The sequence below is a fragment of the Paenibacillus sp. NPDC058367 genome (genome assembly GCF_042723305.1).
In the GTDB taxonomy this organism is placed as follows: domain Bacteria; phylum Bacillota; class Bacilli; order Paenibacillales; family Paenibacillaceae; genus Paenibacillus_AQ.
Genome location: NZ_JBHXIZ010000002.1, coordinates 1 through 14,676, shown reverse-complemented (window position 1 = coordinate 14,676; position 14,676 = coordinate 1). Strand labels below are relative to the sequence as shown.

Sequence of the window (14,676 nt, the reverse complement as noted above, 5' to 3'; positions counted from 1 at the left end):
TGAATTATTTCACTTCTGCATTTAGGACATTAATGGAACCATCCGGGAAAACTTTGACACCTTCCAGATTCGATCTTTTGCCTGAGATGATTTGGTCAACGCCCATGAATGCCCACGGAGCATCTTCCCATACTGTTTTTTGAATATTTGCATAAATGGATTTAGCCGCTTCTGGATCAACAGATTTGTTTGCTTCAGCAATCCATTTATCTACATTTTCATTTTTATAATAAGCTGTATTCGAGCCAGCTGGTGGGAACATTTCACTACTGAACAAACCTCTAGTAGCACCATCTGCATCACCGGAGGATGGAGACCAGCTGACATACCACATTTGAATTTTTGCTTCTTCAGGTGTTTTAGCAGCGTTAATTTGGTCGGATAAAGTACCGCCTTCCATGGACTTCACTTCTACTTTAATGCCTACAAGCGCTAGCTGTTGTTGGATAAATTGCATACCCTTCATAGTTTCGGATTCATTCTCACCCCAAATTTCGGTTTCGAATCCGTCAGGATATCCCGCTTCAGCAAGCAATTGTTTAGCTTTTTCAATGTCATAGTCATAACCTGTTTGTGGGGAATAATATTGTGTTTTGGATGACATCGTGGAATCAAGCTTAGCGCCAAGACCCGATTTCACCACCTTGATATACGCATCTTTGTTGATAGCATAGTTAATGGCTTGACGTACCTTTACATCATCGAAAGGTTTCTTCATCGTATTCAAAGTTACATAACGAACAATGGTTGAATCGATGGTATCTATAGTAATTCCTTCAATGCCTTCAACCTCGGATACTTGCTCGGTAGGCATTGGATAAATGAAATCAGCCTCACCAGTCTTCAGCATCGCAATCCGTGATCCATTCTCTGGTACGGGTCTAAAGGTTATACTATCCACTTTCGGCAAGTCCTTTTGCCAGTAATCCGGATTCTTCTCAACAACTAGACGATCACCTTGCACCCATTCTTTGAACTTAAACGGACCCGTTCCTACAGGTTTTTTCGAAATATCAGCTCCGTTTTCTTCTAAAGCTTTTGGGCTAATAATAGGTGCCATAGCAACTTTATTTAAAAATGCGTTGTATGGCTCGCTGAGTGTAATAACCACGGTTTTGGCATCAGGAGTCTCCACTTTTGCTACCTTTGCAAAGCTTTTGCGCAGTCTCAGATTGTTCTTCTCATCTTGAATACGGGCGATGTTTACTTTAACCGCTTCAGCATTGAAGTCAGTACCGTCTTGGAATTTAACGTTCTCTTGTAAGTTGAACGTGTAGACCAACCCGTCTTCACTTATGGAATGGCTAGCAGCAAGGACAGGAACTACGTTCATATTCTCATCAAAACCCATTAGACCTTCGTACATCGTTCTGGCAGCGCTGATTGAATGTGTATCGCTTGCGTTATGAGGGTCCAGCGTAATAAAGTTAGCATTGATGGCAATTACAATGTCTTTATCATTTTTTGTAGTTGGGGTGCTAGTTTCCGTTCCACCAGCGGTATTGCCGCCTTGTCCCTCGTTGTTCGCTTTGTTGCCGCACCCTGCAGTCACTACTACTGTAATAAGCAGCAGCATGAACATTGACCATACTTTTCCTTTTGCTTTCATGTTATACACTCCCCTTTAGAAACGATGTATTAGAAAAGCTCCCAGTCCGATTATTCATGAGACTTGAAGATTATTCTCGATCCTTATAATCAGACTTCCCATTGGAATACAGCACGTCGCTCGCCCACAATTGTACCGCCATCATTGACAATAGTGTTCGGCACGAGTGCATATAAACGATCAATCGTATCTTGATTGCTATAGCCTAAACGTTCCAGAATCGATGCGATGATACAAGGCCATACTTGCTCGGAGCCATCGGATACTTTTAGCGAGATACCGATTCGTTCCTTTCGGAGTCCAATCCCATATACACCTTTAGCGCCGCCCTTTGCCGTCAGATTATCATCCTTTAGAAGCTCCGAGCAGACGAATTTCGTATCTGCAATCATCACCGGATTATCGTTCATAAGCTTTGCAGTCGCAGCAGCTGCGTTACGTATTTCCGTATTCTCAATCAAATCAGGACAAGCTAGCTTTAAATATGAATAAGCGATTTTATGAAGAGGGAGTGCGAAGATAGGAAGACCACAACCATCAATCCCTTGAGGAATGGATTCCTTCGATACTTCTGCGATATAAGCCATGATATCAATGATCTCCTGTTGCACGGGATGGTTAGGATCATAATAAGTATCTATATCCCAACCCATATATTTGCTAAGGCCCATTAACCCTGCATGTTTACCTGAGCAATTATGAAAGATTTTACGAGTGGGCTCATTCGCCCGATGGCGTTCTGCCTTGGCTTCCTCATTCAGTGGGTATGTAGAACAACAATGAAGTCCCTCTTCTTTTAATCCCATTTTCTGAAAAAGAGATTCAAGAGCTTCAATATGAAAGGCCTCTCCCCGATGCGAAGCAGTAAAGAGTGAGGCTTCCTTACTTGTCAAACCGTAAACCTCATCGATCCGACGCTTCATAACCGGTAAAGCTTGGAATGGTTTAGCAGCTGAACGAAGATAGGTCATATGCTCCGGATTACCTGCTTTATACAAAATATTACCTTTCTCATCGACCACGCTAACTGCACCATAATGGACATTCTCCAGTAAGCCACCGCGATATTCTTCTACTAATGTTGTAAACCCCATCTGTACAACCTCCTTCGATGTAATTATTTTAATCCAATGCGAAAAAACGATTTTGCGATAGTAGTCCAGATCCAATAATTACACCATTCTCGTTCAACATCGAACGATGAATGGAGAAAGACCCACGAAGGGGTTCCCATGTGAAGCGTGAAAGATATAGCTTCTCGACTGCTTCATAAATATCCGGAAATTTGTCTACGAGTTCTCCACTCAGGATCACACTATCGGGGTTATACATGCATACGACATTGTTGATAGTAATCGCCATATACATGAGCGCACGCTCGATCAAATGAACCGCCCAATGCTCTCCTGCATCCTTTGCTTCAAATAACTCCTCGATCGTGCGAATCGGACGAATCCGATTGGCTTCCGACAACAATGAACTGATATTTATATAGGTCTGTAAGCAACCCGCCTTACCGCACTCGCACATCATTCCGTTAGGATCCACTGTCGTATGCCCTATTTCACCAGCACTGTTCATCACCCCGCGATAAATCTCTCCTTCAAGGATCATCGCCGAGCCAACGCCTTGCCCGAAGCCCAATAGTGCGGTACGGACAGATCCAACAGCAGCGCCTTTGAGGTGTTCAGCAAGAGCTCTAACTTTCAACTCATTATCTACAGCAATTTCAAAACCGGTTAGTTCCTTTAGGCGTTTTGCTAAGGCAACATTCTTCCATCCAAGCTGAACAGAGAAGACAACAATACCTTCTTCGTTATTCACAATTCCAGGAAGTCCAACGCCAATACCGACGATACGCGTTCTGTCAATCACATGCTGCTGCGTCAGTTGTTCAATCGCTTCATTGATTCGTTCCAGTGTCTTGTCTGGACTCTCGTCCGGAGTACGCGGGTATTGCCTGCTGCAGAGAAGCTTACCTTGCAAATCTACGATACCTACAATCATAAGACTGCGATCCAGCTCAACCCCAACCGACAATACAGAAGCGTCAACCATAGCTAGCAACGTTGATTTCCGACCTAATCCTGACGATACCTGATCCGAATCCAGTAGATAGCCCTGTTCAGTTAATTCCCCAACAATTCGACTTACAGTTGTAGGACTCATACCCGTTTGTTTGGCGATGGAAGCGCGAGAAATTGGTTGTTGATTTTTTATGATTTCGAAGACCGTCAAACGATTTTGCCGCTTCATAAAATCCTGATCGTGCTTTTTCACAGACATTCTCCTAATTATTTTCTTCAGTGCATTAATCAAACTAATAAAACTATAAAAATAAGAAAAAATTTGCCAATTAAGCTACGCTAATGTATTATTTGATTAAATTTCAGTTTAGTTTCTCCAGTGATGGGATTAATAATAAAGGCTCATTGATTGTATGTCAATATAAATGACATATTTTTTTATTCGAAATAAATGAAAGCGTTTAATATGTGATTTTTATAACAATCTCCAATAAATACATAACACAAACATAACATCAAAGACCAAAACCGCTCTCATAATAGACCGGGCGGAAACTATAAATAGGAAAAACTTAATTTAGAGGTGGAGGAAATATCTTAAAAATAAAAGAGGTTTGGGGTCGATGCAGAAGTTTTGTGAATCTGAATATTGGAAAAAAGGTAGAATCGTGCGCGGATTGATAGTGAAATGGAGATTGCACCCGCATCAAAAGCAAGTTCTTCATATAGAAACCAACTTTTGATGCGTAGTGTTAAAAAAATTATTGAAACTCTACTGCCTTAACAGACGCGTCCTCTTGTATCAATGACAACAATTTCACAGCATTAAACGATTCAGGAAATTTTACGATAATTTCTAAATTCAATTCGGAGGCAAGACTATTATTTTCAGCGTGAAAGCTTAAAATGGTAATATTTTTTTCTTCAAGGAGCTGTTGAATTCTACTCACGGCTCCTTCTGAATTAGTCAGACAGATCACAATCTGTTGCGTTTTCGGTGAGGCCAGCCAACTGTAGCGGCCATGCAAAATCTTTTGTCCAAGTAAGATAATAATTGTTGCTCCTCCACCAAGAATATATAGGCCCGATCCAATCGCCAGCCCTAGTCCCGCCGTTGCCCAAATCCCCGCTGCAGTTGTCAGGCCCTTCACAGTGTGTCTATGCATGAAAATCATTCCTGCACCAAGAAATCCCACTCCACTTACTACCTGGGCAGCTATACGTGCGGGATCGAGCTTAACATAGGACCAATCAGCTTGATCCTGAAATCCATATTTTGAAATGATCATCATAAGTGCAGCACCTAAAGCAACAATAAAATGCGTTCTAACTCCCGCTTCTTTCATCCGACTTTTTCGTTCAAAGCCAACTAAAACACCACAAATTCCAGCTCCAACTACACGAAGCAAATATTCAAACTCCATACATAGTCCTTCTCTCCTTATAATATTGCTATTTATTGTATCATAAACGGATTTCTATATTTCTCCCTCCTATAATATGAACATGATATTTAACATAGTTTGAGCATGCGCACAGTCACATCTGCAAAGATTTAACTGTGATACCTTTATAACTGTTACTCCAGTAGACATTTTATAACGGTCTACAACTAGTGAAAGAGGTGCGTTTATGAAACTGCCAACAATCCAATTTGGGCATATTAAATCCAAGGTTCCTGTAATTCAAGGGGGTATGGGCGTAGGCATATCCTTAAGTGGCTTAGCTGCTGCTGTAGCCAATGCAGGCGGGATCGGCACCATTTCCGGTACAGGAATCACCACTGATGAACTGAGAATGCATATTCGCAAAACAAGAGAGCTCTCAAAAGGGATTGGATATATCGGTGTGAATGTTCTATTCGCGATGAAGGATTTTGCTGATAAAATGAAGGTCGCTTTGGAAGAAAAAGTGGACTTTATTATTTCTGGAGCCGGGATTTCCAGAGATATTTATGCTTGGGGTAAAGAGTATGGTACTCCTGTGGTGTCTATTGTTTCCTCCGCCAAATTAGCCAGAATATCCGAAAGACTTGGTGCTTCTGCAGTCGTAGTGGAAGGATTTGAAGCCGGGGGCCATTTGGGCACAGAGAGATCCATGTTCGAAATTCTTCCTGAGGTTGTAGAAGCCGTTTCAATTCCGGTTATTGCTGCTGGTGGGATTCTGACGGGAGATGATATCGCAAAAGCCCTTCGGATTGGCGCTTCTGGTGTTCAGATGGGGACTCGTTTCGTGGCGAGCCATGAATGTGATGCTCCTCTGGCCTTTAAGCAAAAATATGTAGATGCTCAGCAAGGTGATACTATTCTAATTAAGTCTACAGTTGGGCTAGATGGCAGAGCGATTCGTAATGAATTCACAGAACGTATTAGTGATGATGCCAAATTAAAAATAGCAAAATGCTCTAATTGTCTAAAGGTATGTTCGCATCGCTTCTGTACCATGGAATCCCTGCTAACTTCGCTTAGAGGAGATGTTAAGAACGGATTAGTGTTTGCCGGGTCCAGAGTTCATGAGATTAAAGAGATATTGTCCGTACAGCAGATTATTGACAATTTAATGTATGAGTATCAGGGAGCATTGAACCCCGCAACTTAAGATTGTAATACGATACTTATGCGATGATAAAAAAAGAACCCTTTGTTGTATGCAACAAAGGGTTCTTTTTAAAATGCGTGTTTATAGTTGACTCTATATCAGCATAGCCTTACATCATTCCACGAGTATTAGAAATGCCCTCTTGTTGATGACAGCTCTTATACATTTGTTCTAGTTCGGAATCACCTAAGTTAGGATGTCTTTCTTTCATAAAGGGCAACATCTCTTTAAAAGTGCTTGGAGCAAACCCGGCAGCATAAGCTGCTGTTCCAATTCCAAATGACAAAATAACAACACAGATTACTGCAAATACTCCTCTTTTCAAAAAAACCATCTCCTACTTTATAATACGGAAAAAATCAATACGAAAAAAATTTGCTGAAACCAACATGCACATCAGACCCATTCCCATAACTAGAATGGCTATGATCCAATCCGCTTTTTTCATATTCATCCTCCCGTGCGATCGAACACCCTGAATCCAATGAATAGTGGGGTTCAATAATATTAATGATTATAGATGAATATTGTGTGGAAACTATGTGGGACATGCTTAAGAGATTATTTTTTGTCAATTCCGTGAAATTAATCACTATATAATCATTTGTTCATACTGCGTTCTTATTTGAAAGATATGATTTCAATATAACAATAAACATAAAGGAGTCATGATCATGAAAAAATTGTATTACACGTCTTTTTTCTATGCCATTCTTGGTTTGATAGCAGGTGTTGCTTATCGTGAAATTACCAAAATGAATGATTTCGAAGGAAACACCATCTTAGTTGCACTTCATACTCATATCCTTGTACTGGGCTTTTTCTTCTTTATAATCGCATTGATCCTAGCCAAGTTATTTAATATCCATGAAGCTAAATCCTTTGGCGCATGGTACATTGTATATAACATTGGTCTCCTGATCACGATCGGTACTATGGCCACTCGCGGGATGCTGAAAATTAACGGGAATGATATCAGCTTCTTACCGCATATTGCAGGTCTCGGTCATGCCATAGTAGGTGCTGGTATCATTTGGCTACTAGTTCTGCTCGGTAAACGAATTAAATCATAGGAAAAGAGCCGCTGGATCATATTCCAGCGGCTCTTTTGATTAGTCATATTTAAGTTCATACCAAATGAGACTATAAGTATATTTGTTTATACACTGGTAAATGATACAATATGGAAGTCGCGAGATATCTTAAATTTTAACTTTAAACTATGCTTTCGATGCCAATAAAACTTTTAAGGAGTGAAGTAAATGTCTATCGATGTTTATCTGAATTTCAACGGGAATTGTCGTCAAGCCGCAGAATTTTACGCGGAGGTGTTTGGCGTTGAACGTCCACAAATCATGACCTTTGGCGAAGCACCACCTGATCCCAATTTCACTCTTCCTGAAGAAGCCAAAGATTTAGTTATGCACACTCGCTTGAATATCGAAGGCAGTAATGTAATGTTCTCTGATGTTTTTCCGGGCATGCCTTTTGTGGAAGGAAATAACATTAGTCTTTCGGTAGTTAGTAAGGATTTGGATGGCATAAAAAAATATTTTCATAAGCTTAAAGAAGGCGGCAAAGTAGGTATGGAATTACAAGAAACCTTCTGGAGCTCGTGTTATGGTAGTCTAAAAGATAAATTCGGCATCGATTGGCAATTCAATTATGATGACGGACGAATGAATATGTAATAAAAATAACAACGAGTATGGAGTGGCTACGAAACCTATTAATACAGGTGCGGCCTACCTCCAGCTCGTTGTTTCTTGTTCAAGCGCTTAGTCCATAATTAAATCATATACACTGACCTTCCGAATCCGTCTTGCAACTAACATGGATACCACATAAGCAACCACTAGAATGACAGCACAGAGTAGAAGCACTTGAGGCAGACTAACCGCCAGCTGAACGTTATAAATGCCTAGACTTGAAAGCAATAATACAAACGCTGAATCCGAGAAAAAATAACCTGCTAAACTCCCCAATAATACTCCAACTACAATCACCGGAAAAAGACTGAACGTAATCTGTGTCATCAGATTAAAGGTTGTATATCCAATACCTTTAAGAATACCGAATTCCCGCTTACGTTTCATAATCAACGTCTTAATCACCAAATACAAAATTAAACTAACCACTATAATTGTGACCGCGGTAATGACTGCTGTCATAGAAGATACTGCTGAAGTGAATGTACTAAGCGTGCTTTCTAACATGTCTAAAATGTTCGTTACGATCCATTGTCCAGGGAGACGTTCTTCAAGCTTTTGAATGAAGACTTGAGGATCTTCCCCTTCCTTTAAGTATACATTAATGGACTGGACGGAATAATTCGGCTGCAATTTTCTCATTCCATCTTCTGTTATGGTAGCAACCATACCTAACTGATTAATCTGCTGGCTAAGACCAGTCACCAAATAATTTTGGGTTACCCCATTAAACGTAACTGGAATCTCGTCCCCAATCGATTTATTTTTCATTTTTGAGATTACACCGGATACCGCAATTTCATTATCAAAAATGGGCTGCCTACCTTTATAGACCGTCTGCGTCTCCAGCTTGGCATAATCATCAGATACACGGATCATAAAACTGGAATCATCTATAGAAGCTACTCTACCTTCCAATATGGAGATCTTCTGAACCTCAGGCATGGCCTCTACTTCTGCAAATATCTTTGGATCATGATCAGCTTTTTTTAGATCAAGTTGCAAATTGGTACGTTCTAGACCCACTAAATCTAAAACGGCTGAAGTATCCCCTTTAAAGTTAAAATTAAGGATGGAGCAAAATATACTCGAAAAGGTCAATCCTGCAACGATCAGCACGATCATAAAATTCTGCTTGGTCTGTCTAAATAAAGACTTCAGACTTAAGGCGAATTGCAAATTCAATGAAGTGCTCGCTAGCGGAAAATGATTTTTCTTAAAATTGTGGGTAAGAAGCCCGCTCTGAAGAGCTGCTATCGGAGTAATCCTTCGAATCTTTCTACTAGACAGGTAGGCAACTAAGAGAATCAGTACCGTAACGATAAGCAAACTCAACAAAGCACTTAATAATTCAAAAGTTGTCGGCCACAACAGTCCAACCGAAGACGAAATCATATTACCTACTAAGGGCATGACTAGAACAGAAATCAAACTTCCCGGTATGGAGGCCATTATAGACACTGAGACGAACTGTAACAGAAATGAGGATATGATCTGCCTTGACGTATAACCGTTCGCTTTCAAAACACCGATGTTGGTTAGGTTATCCTCAATATTCCCGAAGATCTGAAACCTGATCACAATCAACGAGATTACAACCATAATCAATGCAAATACAATCAGAATAGCGGCTAAAATATTCACAAAAACGCGGTTACCTTCGAGCCCCACATCAGTTCGCATGACTAAAAATGAACTTGTGTTTCCAGATCCAAAAATCTGTTCACTCAACTCTTGCTCCAGCTTGACTTCTTTCGCCCGTTCGTTTAATTGTACAGATAAAAAATTAAATTGAACTTCTTTCCCAAGCCGTTCCTCTAATTGCTTATAACCTTCATCGTTTAAAAATATTTTCAAAGCCCCATTCGTCAATGTCCCAAAAAGGGGTTCCTCCGTAAATCCACCGATGGTATAAGTAAATTTGTTGTTATCGTATTCAAACGAGATCGTATCCCCAAGGTTATACCCTGAGCCTCCGTGAAAGATATACGGCAAATAAATTGTATTTTGATCCGCAGGTTCCAACCGAGAAGTGGTATTAAATAGTCCCATAGAGCGCTGCGAATCCTTGTTAAGAATCAAGAAAGCAATAGCTGTATTGTTTCCCCCGTAGTTTATCTTTACATCAGGTAGCAGAAGCGCCGCCTCATTCTCCCATGTTTCAGTATAAGGATAGCTATCCACCAGAGATTCATAATTCTTCACATTCTCATTTAAAGGAAAATAAGCGGTGATATCAGGTGTATTTAGCTTCGATATTTTTTCTTGCTGAAAAGAATTAAGCTTCAAGCTGACCGTGAGGCCAATGTTCAGCAGCAGCGCAGCAATCATAATCAATACGAAGAGCGTAATCGTTGCACTTTTTCTTTTACGAATATTGGACCAAGCAAGCTTTCCTATTAAGCTTCTCATCCCTACCACCCCAATTCGGTCAGAAAGGACTGTAATTGCTGCTGCCGTTCAGGTCCACTATCTTCGCTATAAGGGGAAAGGCGCAAATCTCCGATGACTACCCCATCCTGCAGATACAAGATCCGATTACCACGCAGCGCAGTTTTGAGATCATGGGTTACCATAATTATGCTTTGCCCCTGCTTATTTACCTCGGTTAGGACACGCAGTACCCCTATTCCTGCTGAGCTATTTAACGCTCCAGTCGGCTCATCCGCAAAGACCGCTTTTGGACTGTTGATAAGGGCCCGGATAATACCGGCACGCTGAGCTTCTCCTCCTGAAATTTGCGCTGGAAACTTACCCCAGATGGTGTCATCCAGGCCTACATCTAAGAGCAGCTTTTTGGCTTTTTCCACAGCCCCAGCTCTATCCTTTTGGACAAGAAAAGCACTTGATAATACATTGTCGAGGACACTCATTGAATCGAGCAGATGGATCTGCTGAAACACAAATCCACAATTCTTCCGCCGGAATATCGCCAGCTGATCATTACTCATCGCCGTAATATCTTGACCTTCAAACAAGACCTCTCCAAGCGTTGGCTTATCCATTCCCGAAATGGCGTACAGCAGTGTTGATTTACCAGAACCAGAGCTGCCCATGATAATCGTGAAATCACCATGATATAAGGTCAGATCCAGATTTTTTAATACATGCTGCTGAGTTCCTCCATGGGAAAAGGTTTTTCCAAGCTTATGGGTCTGCATCAATACTTTATTATTCACTTCGTTCATGTTGAACACTCCATTTACGTTCATGCTCATTAATTGCGCTAATAGTAACCCTAGCTCTACGCACATTATAATGGCTGCAATCACAGACTCATTCGTAATTGCAACCTAATCGTACGTTAAATGTTCTTAACATGTCTTTGTGCAATCCTTAACGAATTCTTAATTCTATCCTGCTAAAGGAATCAGCAGCTTTACAGTAAATCCATCCTCCCGATTGGAGCATACAATGTCGCCCTGCATTTTTTGCATCATATAACGAGAAATGTACAGACCTAGACCTGCACCGTTCTGGCTCACGGCCAGACTGCCCCGAAAGAATTTATTGAATATTAATGGCAATTCCTCCTCAGGAACACCAGGACCATAATCCAGAATATCAACTTCCAGATAATGATCCCTAATCTCGAATGTAATATCGATGGGTGTACCGGAGAAGGCATACTTATAGGAATTGTTCACCACATTATCGATGACCTGCTGCAGCCGTAAAGGATCCACCATAATAATGCAGTCTGGCACAGATGCAGCTGAAATCCGTTCGTAGAAGTTCACATTATTTATAATTTGGGTCAGCAGGTGACTATGCTCCTCCGTTAAGCTGACTTTTAGTTCATTCAGTTCCTCCAAGGTGGAATGGAACATGTCTGTGACCAGACGATCAATCTGATCCGCTTTGGAATACAAGGTATTTAGCTGTCTGCTTGTCTTCTCATCTCTTGTGCTTAATAACATCAGTTCCGTAATCGCCTTCATCGAAGCGACGGGTGTCTTAATATCATGACTGAGACTAGCAACCAGCTCCTTCTTACTCTTGTTCGCTAAATATTCACTGTGTCTAGCCGCCGCAAGCTCTTCCCGCATCATATCGAAGCTTTCGGTAAAAGCACCAAATAGATGATTACGATCCATCTCCAGAGGCACTTCAAGATCGCCTCTTGCGATATGCTTTGCGAATAGCTGCATTTTGCGAAACGGACGAAGAATGGATCTATTCAGGAACCAAATATAGAGGATGCCTAGAATTGTAAGCAAAAGCAGCATCGCAACTGAAACTTGTATAAATTGTTGTTTCATATGTATAAAAATCGTACGGTAATCATTATTAATAATTACTTTACCCACCAGCTGATCCTGAACAACAACGTCGACTAAGGTATCCCGATTATTGATAGCTTCATTAACGCTAACGGAAATCGCATTTTCAGTCTGATATTTTAGCTCACCAGAAGTATCAATAATGGCGAAATCATAGGGACTTTCCTTGTACAGTTTCGGCTCAAGCTTATCCCAATGCTGCTCTGTAAGCTTAACAATGGTATTGATCGCCACTCGGTCTGTTGAGGTCTCCACCTTCAAATTAAATATCAGGAATATGAGAGTTATACTTGCAGCGAGTATAGTGAGCATTAGCGCCAGTAGCAATTTTTTAGTCATCACTATTTATCCTCAAAAGCATAACCGATGCCCCATACGGTACGGATGTACTGCGGATCGTTAGGATTCTGCTCAATCTTCTCACGAAGATGACGGATATGTACATTTAAGGTGCCATCTCCCGCAAAAACATCCCCCCATACCCCTGTAAATAGCTCCTCTTTAGGGATTACCCGATTTTTATGCTGGATCAAAAACTTTAGCAATTTATATTCCATTGTTTTCAGCTTGAGGGGTACGCCGTTAAGACTTGCCCTTCTGAGTTCGGGATCAATCTGGATGGGTCCGGATTCAAGAAGGGAGGACTCGGCTACAACTTCGTTGTTGTACCGTTTAAGCACCGCCTTTACTTTTGCCAGCAGCACTCTCAGGGTATACGGCTTATGAATATAATCATCTCCCCCGATATCTAGCGCAATTAATACATCATCCTCACTGGAGCGGGCACTAATAAACAGGATGGGAATCCCGGTCGTCTGACGCAGTTCTTTGCATAACTGGAAGCCGGATTCACCACCTAAATTAATATCTAGGAGTAACATCGACACCTGATGCTCACTCAAAAAGCTCCGACAGGCATCGGCGCTCGTAACAAATGCGGTTTGAACATCAAACAAATTAAAATATTCGCAGGTGGTCTCCGCAAGCTCAATTTCATCATCAATAATCAAACAATCATATCTCATCGATTTCTCTCCACTTCAACTGAATTTATTATTATGTTAGAATATGCCTTTAAGGAGGGGTTACCTGTGGATACACAGTTCCAGCGTCTGGAGCACTATTTAGATAAATACGAACAAAGCTGGCCATTAAGTGGCACAGTCTTAATAGCTCAGCGTGGAGAAATCAAGTTACATAAAGCGTACGGATATGCGAATCTTGAACATCAGGTCCCCAACACTTTAGATACCAAATTCCGGATCTGGTCACTTACCAAATCATTCACTGGCATGGCTATCCTGATGCTAAAAGAACAAAAACGTCTCAGACTGGAAGATCCAATCCTAAAATATCTCCCTCAGCAGCATGTACTAGAGGGGATTACCATCCTTCACCTGCTAGGACATACCTCTGGTATAGCCAACTACACTTCCATACCCGAATATAATCAAAAATTAAATAAGCTAAAGCTGACTCCACAGGAGATGTTACAGCTATTTGTGAGTCAGCCCCCTGCATTTATGCCTGGCACTTCATTTGCCTATAACAACTCAGGTTATTATTTGCTGGGGATGATTATTGAGAAGATTACAGGGATGACATTTGAAGATTATATCACTACTTTTATATTACAGCCTCTGGGCATGGTAAATACAGGAGTTTATAACAATCAGCAGATTATTCAAAAATTAGCCTCACCTTATCATTCTTCTTGGGGAGAGTATACTCAGGGGGAATACATAGATATGAGTTCTATCTTATCTGCTGGCGGGATGTATTCGACCGCTGCCGATCTTTTCCTGTGGGATCAAGCCTTATACTCCGATCAATTAGTGTCTCATAACACCCTAGAGATGGCTTTTCATTCCAGTAACCTCAAATATCGATTTGGTTGGTTCTTGGACGAACGTTTTGATCGAAAAAGAATGTATCACGGCGGTGCCTATCGCGGCTTCCGAAGTGAACTGCATAGATACCCTGAAGATCAAACAAGCATAATCATGTTGACTAATTATGATTGCGTACCCGTCACTAAGTTATCGGAATCGCTAGCTGGATTAGTCTTCGGCGAACCTGTAAGGGTGCCGATCTCTCCGCAAGCCTACCCGCTTGATGATAGCATTTATGCTTCATATATGGGAACCTATGAGGGATATGGCTGCAAAGCGAGCGTGGAGCGTAGTGGGCAAGCTTACTATTTTGTCTGGAATGATGTAGAAGTCACTCCCTTTTATCCAATCTCGGAAACAAGATTCCATCATACGAAGCATGATTCAGAATATGAATTTAAGCGGAATGTACAGGGTGAGCTTTCATTTCTGGGAATGCATAAAAAACAAGACAAGTCTTAAATAAACTGTACCCTATCGAGTAGACACTTTTAAAAAGTCTCTCGGTAGGGTATTTTTGTTTATAACGAAGAAGATAGGGAAGAGGAATGGTATGAG

Annotated in this window: 13 protein-coding genes; 4 read left to right on the top strand and 9 right to left on the bottom strand. The window is 41.1% G+C overall.

Annotation, left to right across the window (positions count from 1 at the left end):
- Positions 1 to 4: 4 nt before the first annotated feature.
- The 4 genes from ACFWMP_RS10600 to ACFWMP_RS10585 all read right to left on the bottom strand — a co-directional run bounded on the left by ACFWMP_RS10600 (position 5) and on the right by ACFWMP_RS10585 (position 5,060).
- Complete coding sequence (locus tag ACFWMP_RS10600) at positions 5 to 1,609, bottom strand: glutathione ABC transporter substrate-binding protein (RefSeq protein ID WP_339242518.1); 1,605 nt, start codon at positions 1,607 to 1,609, stop codon at positions 5 to 7.
- Between the two features lie 89 nt (positions 1,610 to 1,698).
- Positions 1,699 to 2,703, bottom strand: a complete 1,005-nt coding sequence (locus ACFWMP_RS10595) for an asparaginase (RefSeq protein ID WP_339242520.1) — start codon at positions 2,701 to 2,703, stop codon at positions 1,699 to 1,701.
- 28 nt (positions 2,704 to 2,731) lie between these two features.
- Positions 2,732 to 3,895 (bottom strand): ROK family transcriptional regulator, encoded by a 1,164-nt coding sequence (locus ACFWMP_RS10590; RefSeq protein WP_341044248.1) that lies wholly within the window; start codon positions 3,893 to 3,895, stop codon positions 2,732 to 2,734.
- Positions 3,896 to 4,397: 502 nt separating this feature from the next.
- Positions 4,398 to 5,060 carry an MgtC/SapB family protein gene (locus tag ACFWMP_RS10585; protein ID WP_042189928.1) on the bottom strand — a complete coding sequence of 221 codons (663 nt, stop codon included), beginning with the start codon at positions 5,058 to 5,060 and terminating at the stop codon, positions 4,398 to 4,400.
- A gap of 208 nt (positions 5,061 to 5,268) precedes the next feature.
- Between ACFWMP_RS10585 and ACFWMP_RS10580 the strand changes: the two genes are divergently transcribed.
- Entirely contained in the window at positions 5,269 to 6,234 is a 966-nt protein-coding gene (locus ACFWMP_RS10580; RefSeq protein WP_339242522.1) for an NAD(P)H-dependent flavin oxidoreductase, read from the top strand.
- A gap of 109 nt (positions 6,235 to 6,343) precedes the next feature.
- Here ACFWMP_RS10580 and ACFWMP_RS10575 read toward each other — a convergent pair whose 3' ends face one another.
- Positions 6,344 to 6,559 (bottom strand): hypothetical protein, encoded by a 216-nt coding sequence (locus ACFWMP_RS10575; RefSeq protein ID WP_234532155.1) that lies wholly within the window; start codon positions 6,557 to 6,559, stop codon positions 6,344 to 6,346.
- 349 nt (positions 6,560 to 6,908) lie between these two features.
- On the opposite strand from ACFWMP_RS10575, the gene ACFWMP_RS10570 reads away from it, so the two are divergent.
- Both ACFWMP_RS10570 and ACFWMP_RS10565 read left to right on the top strand, forming a co-directional pair.
- On the top strand, positions 6,909 to 7,307 hold the full coding sequence (locus ACFWMP_RS10570; protein WP_379423631.1) for a DUF2871 domain-containing protein: 399 nt from the start codon (positions 6,909 to 6,911) through the stop codon (positions 7,305 to 7,307).
- A 189-nt stretch (positions 7,308 to 7,496) separates the two neighbouring features.
- Complete coding sequence (locus ACFWMP_RS10565; protein ID WP_339242528.1) at positions 7,497 to 7,925, top strand: VOC family protein; 429 nt, start codon at positions 7,497 to 7,499, stop codon at positions 7,923 to 7,925.
- Positions 7,926 to 8,012: 87 nt separating this feature from the next.
- On the opposite strand, the gene ACFWMP_RS10560 is transcribed toward ACFWMP_RS10565, so the two are convergent.
- The 4 genes from ACFWMP_RS10560 to ACFWMP_RS10545 form a co-directional block, all read right to left on the bottom strand.
- Positions 8,013 to 10,355, bottom strand: a complete 2,343-nt coding sequence (locus ACFWMP_RS10560) for an ABC transporter permease (protein WP_339242529.1) — start codon at positions 10,353 to 10,355, stop codon at positions 8,013 to 8,015.
- 2 nt (positions 10,356 to 10,357) lie between these two features.
- A complete protein-coding gene (locus ACFWMP_RS10555) occupies positions 10,358 to 11,131 on the bottom strand; it encodes an ABC transporter ATP-binding protein (RefSeq protein ID WP_042189939.1) in 774 nt (257 codons plus the stop codon).
- A gap of 165 nt (positions 11,132 to 11,296) precedes the next feature.
- The gene (locus ACFWMP_RS10550) at positions 11,297 to 12,565 is read right to left on the bottom strand and encodes a HAMP domain-containing sensor histidine kinase (RefSeq protein WP_339242532.1); all 1,269 of its coding nucleotides are present in this window, start codon (positions 12,563 to 12,565) and stop codon (positions 11,297 to 11,299) included.
- A 2-nt stretch (positions 12,566 to 12,567) separates the two neighbouring features.
- Positions 12,568 to 13,251 (bottom strand): response regulator transcription factor, encoded by a 684-nt coding sequence (locus ACFWMP_RS10545; protein ID WP_076300532.1) that lies wholly within the window; start codon positions 13,249 to 13,251, stop codon positions 12,568 to 12,570.
- A gap of 66 nt (positions 13,252 to 13,317) precedes the next feature.
- Here ACFWMP_RS10545 and ACFWMP_RS10540 point away from each other — a divergent pair, with 66 nt between their 5' ends.
- Positions 13,318 to 14,580 (top strand): serine hydrolase domain-containing protein, encoded by a 1,263-nt coding sequence (locus ACFWMP_RS10540; RefSeq protein WP_339242534.1) that lies wholly within the window; start codon positions 13,318 to 13,320, stop codon positions 14,578 to 14,580.
- Positions 14,581 to 14,676 lie beyond the last annotated feature (96 nt).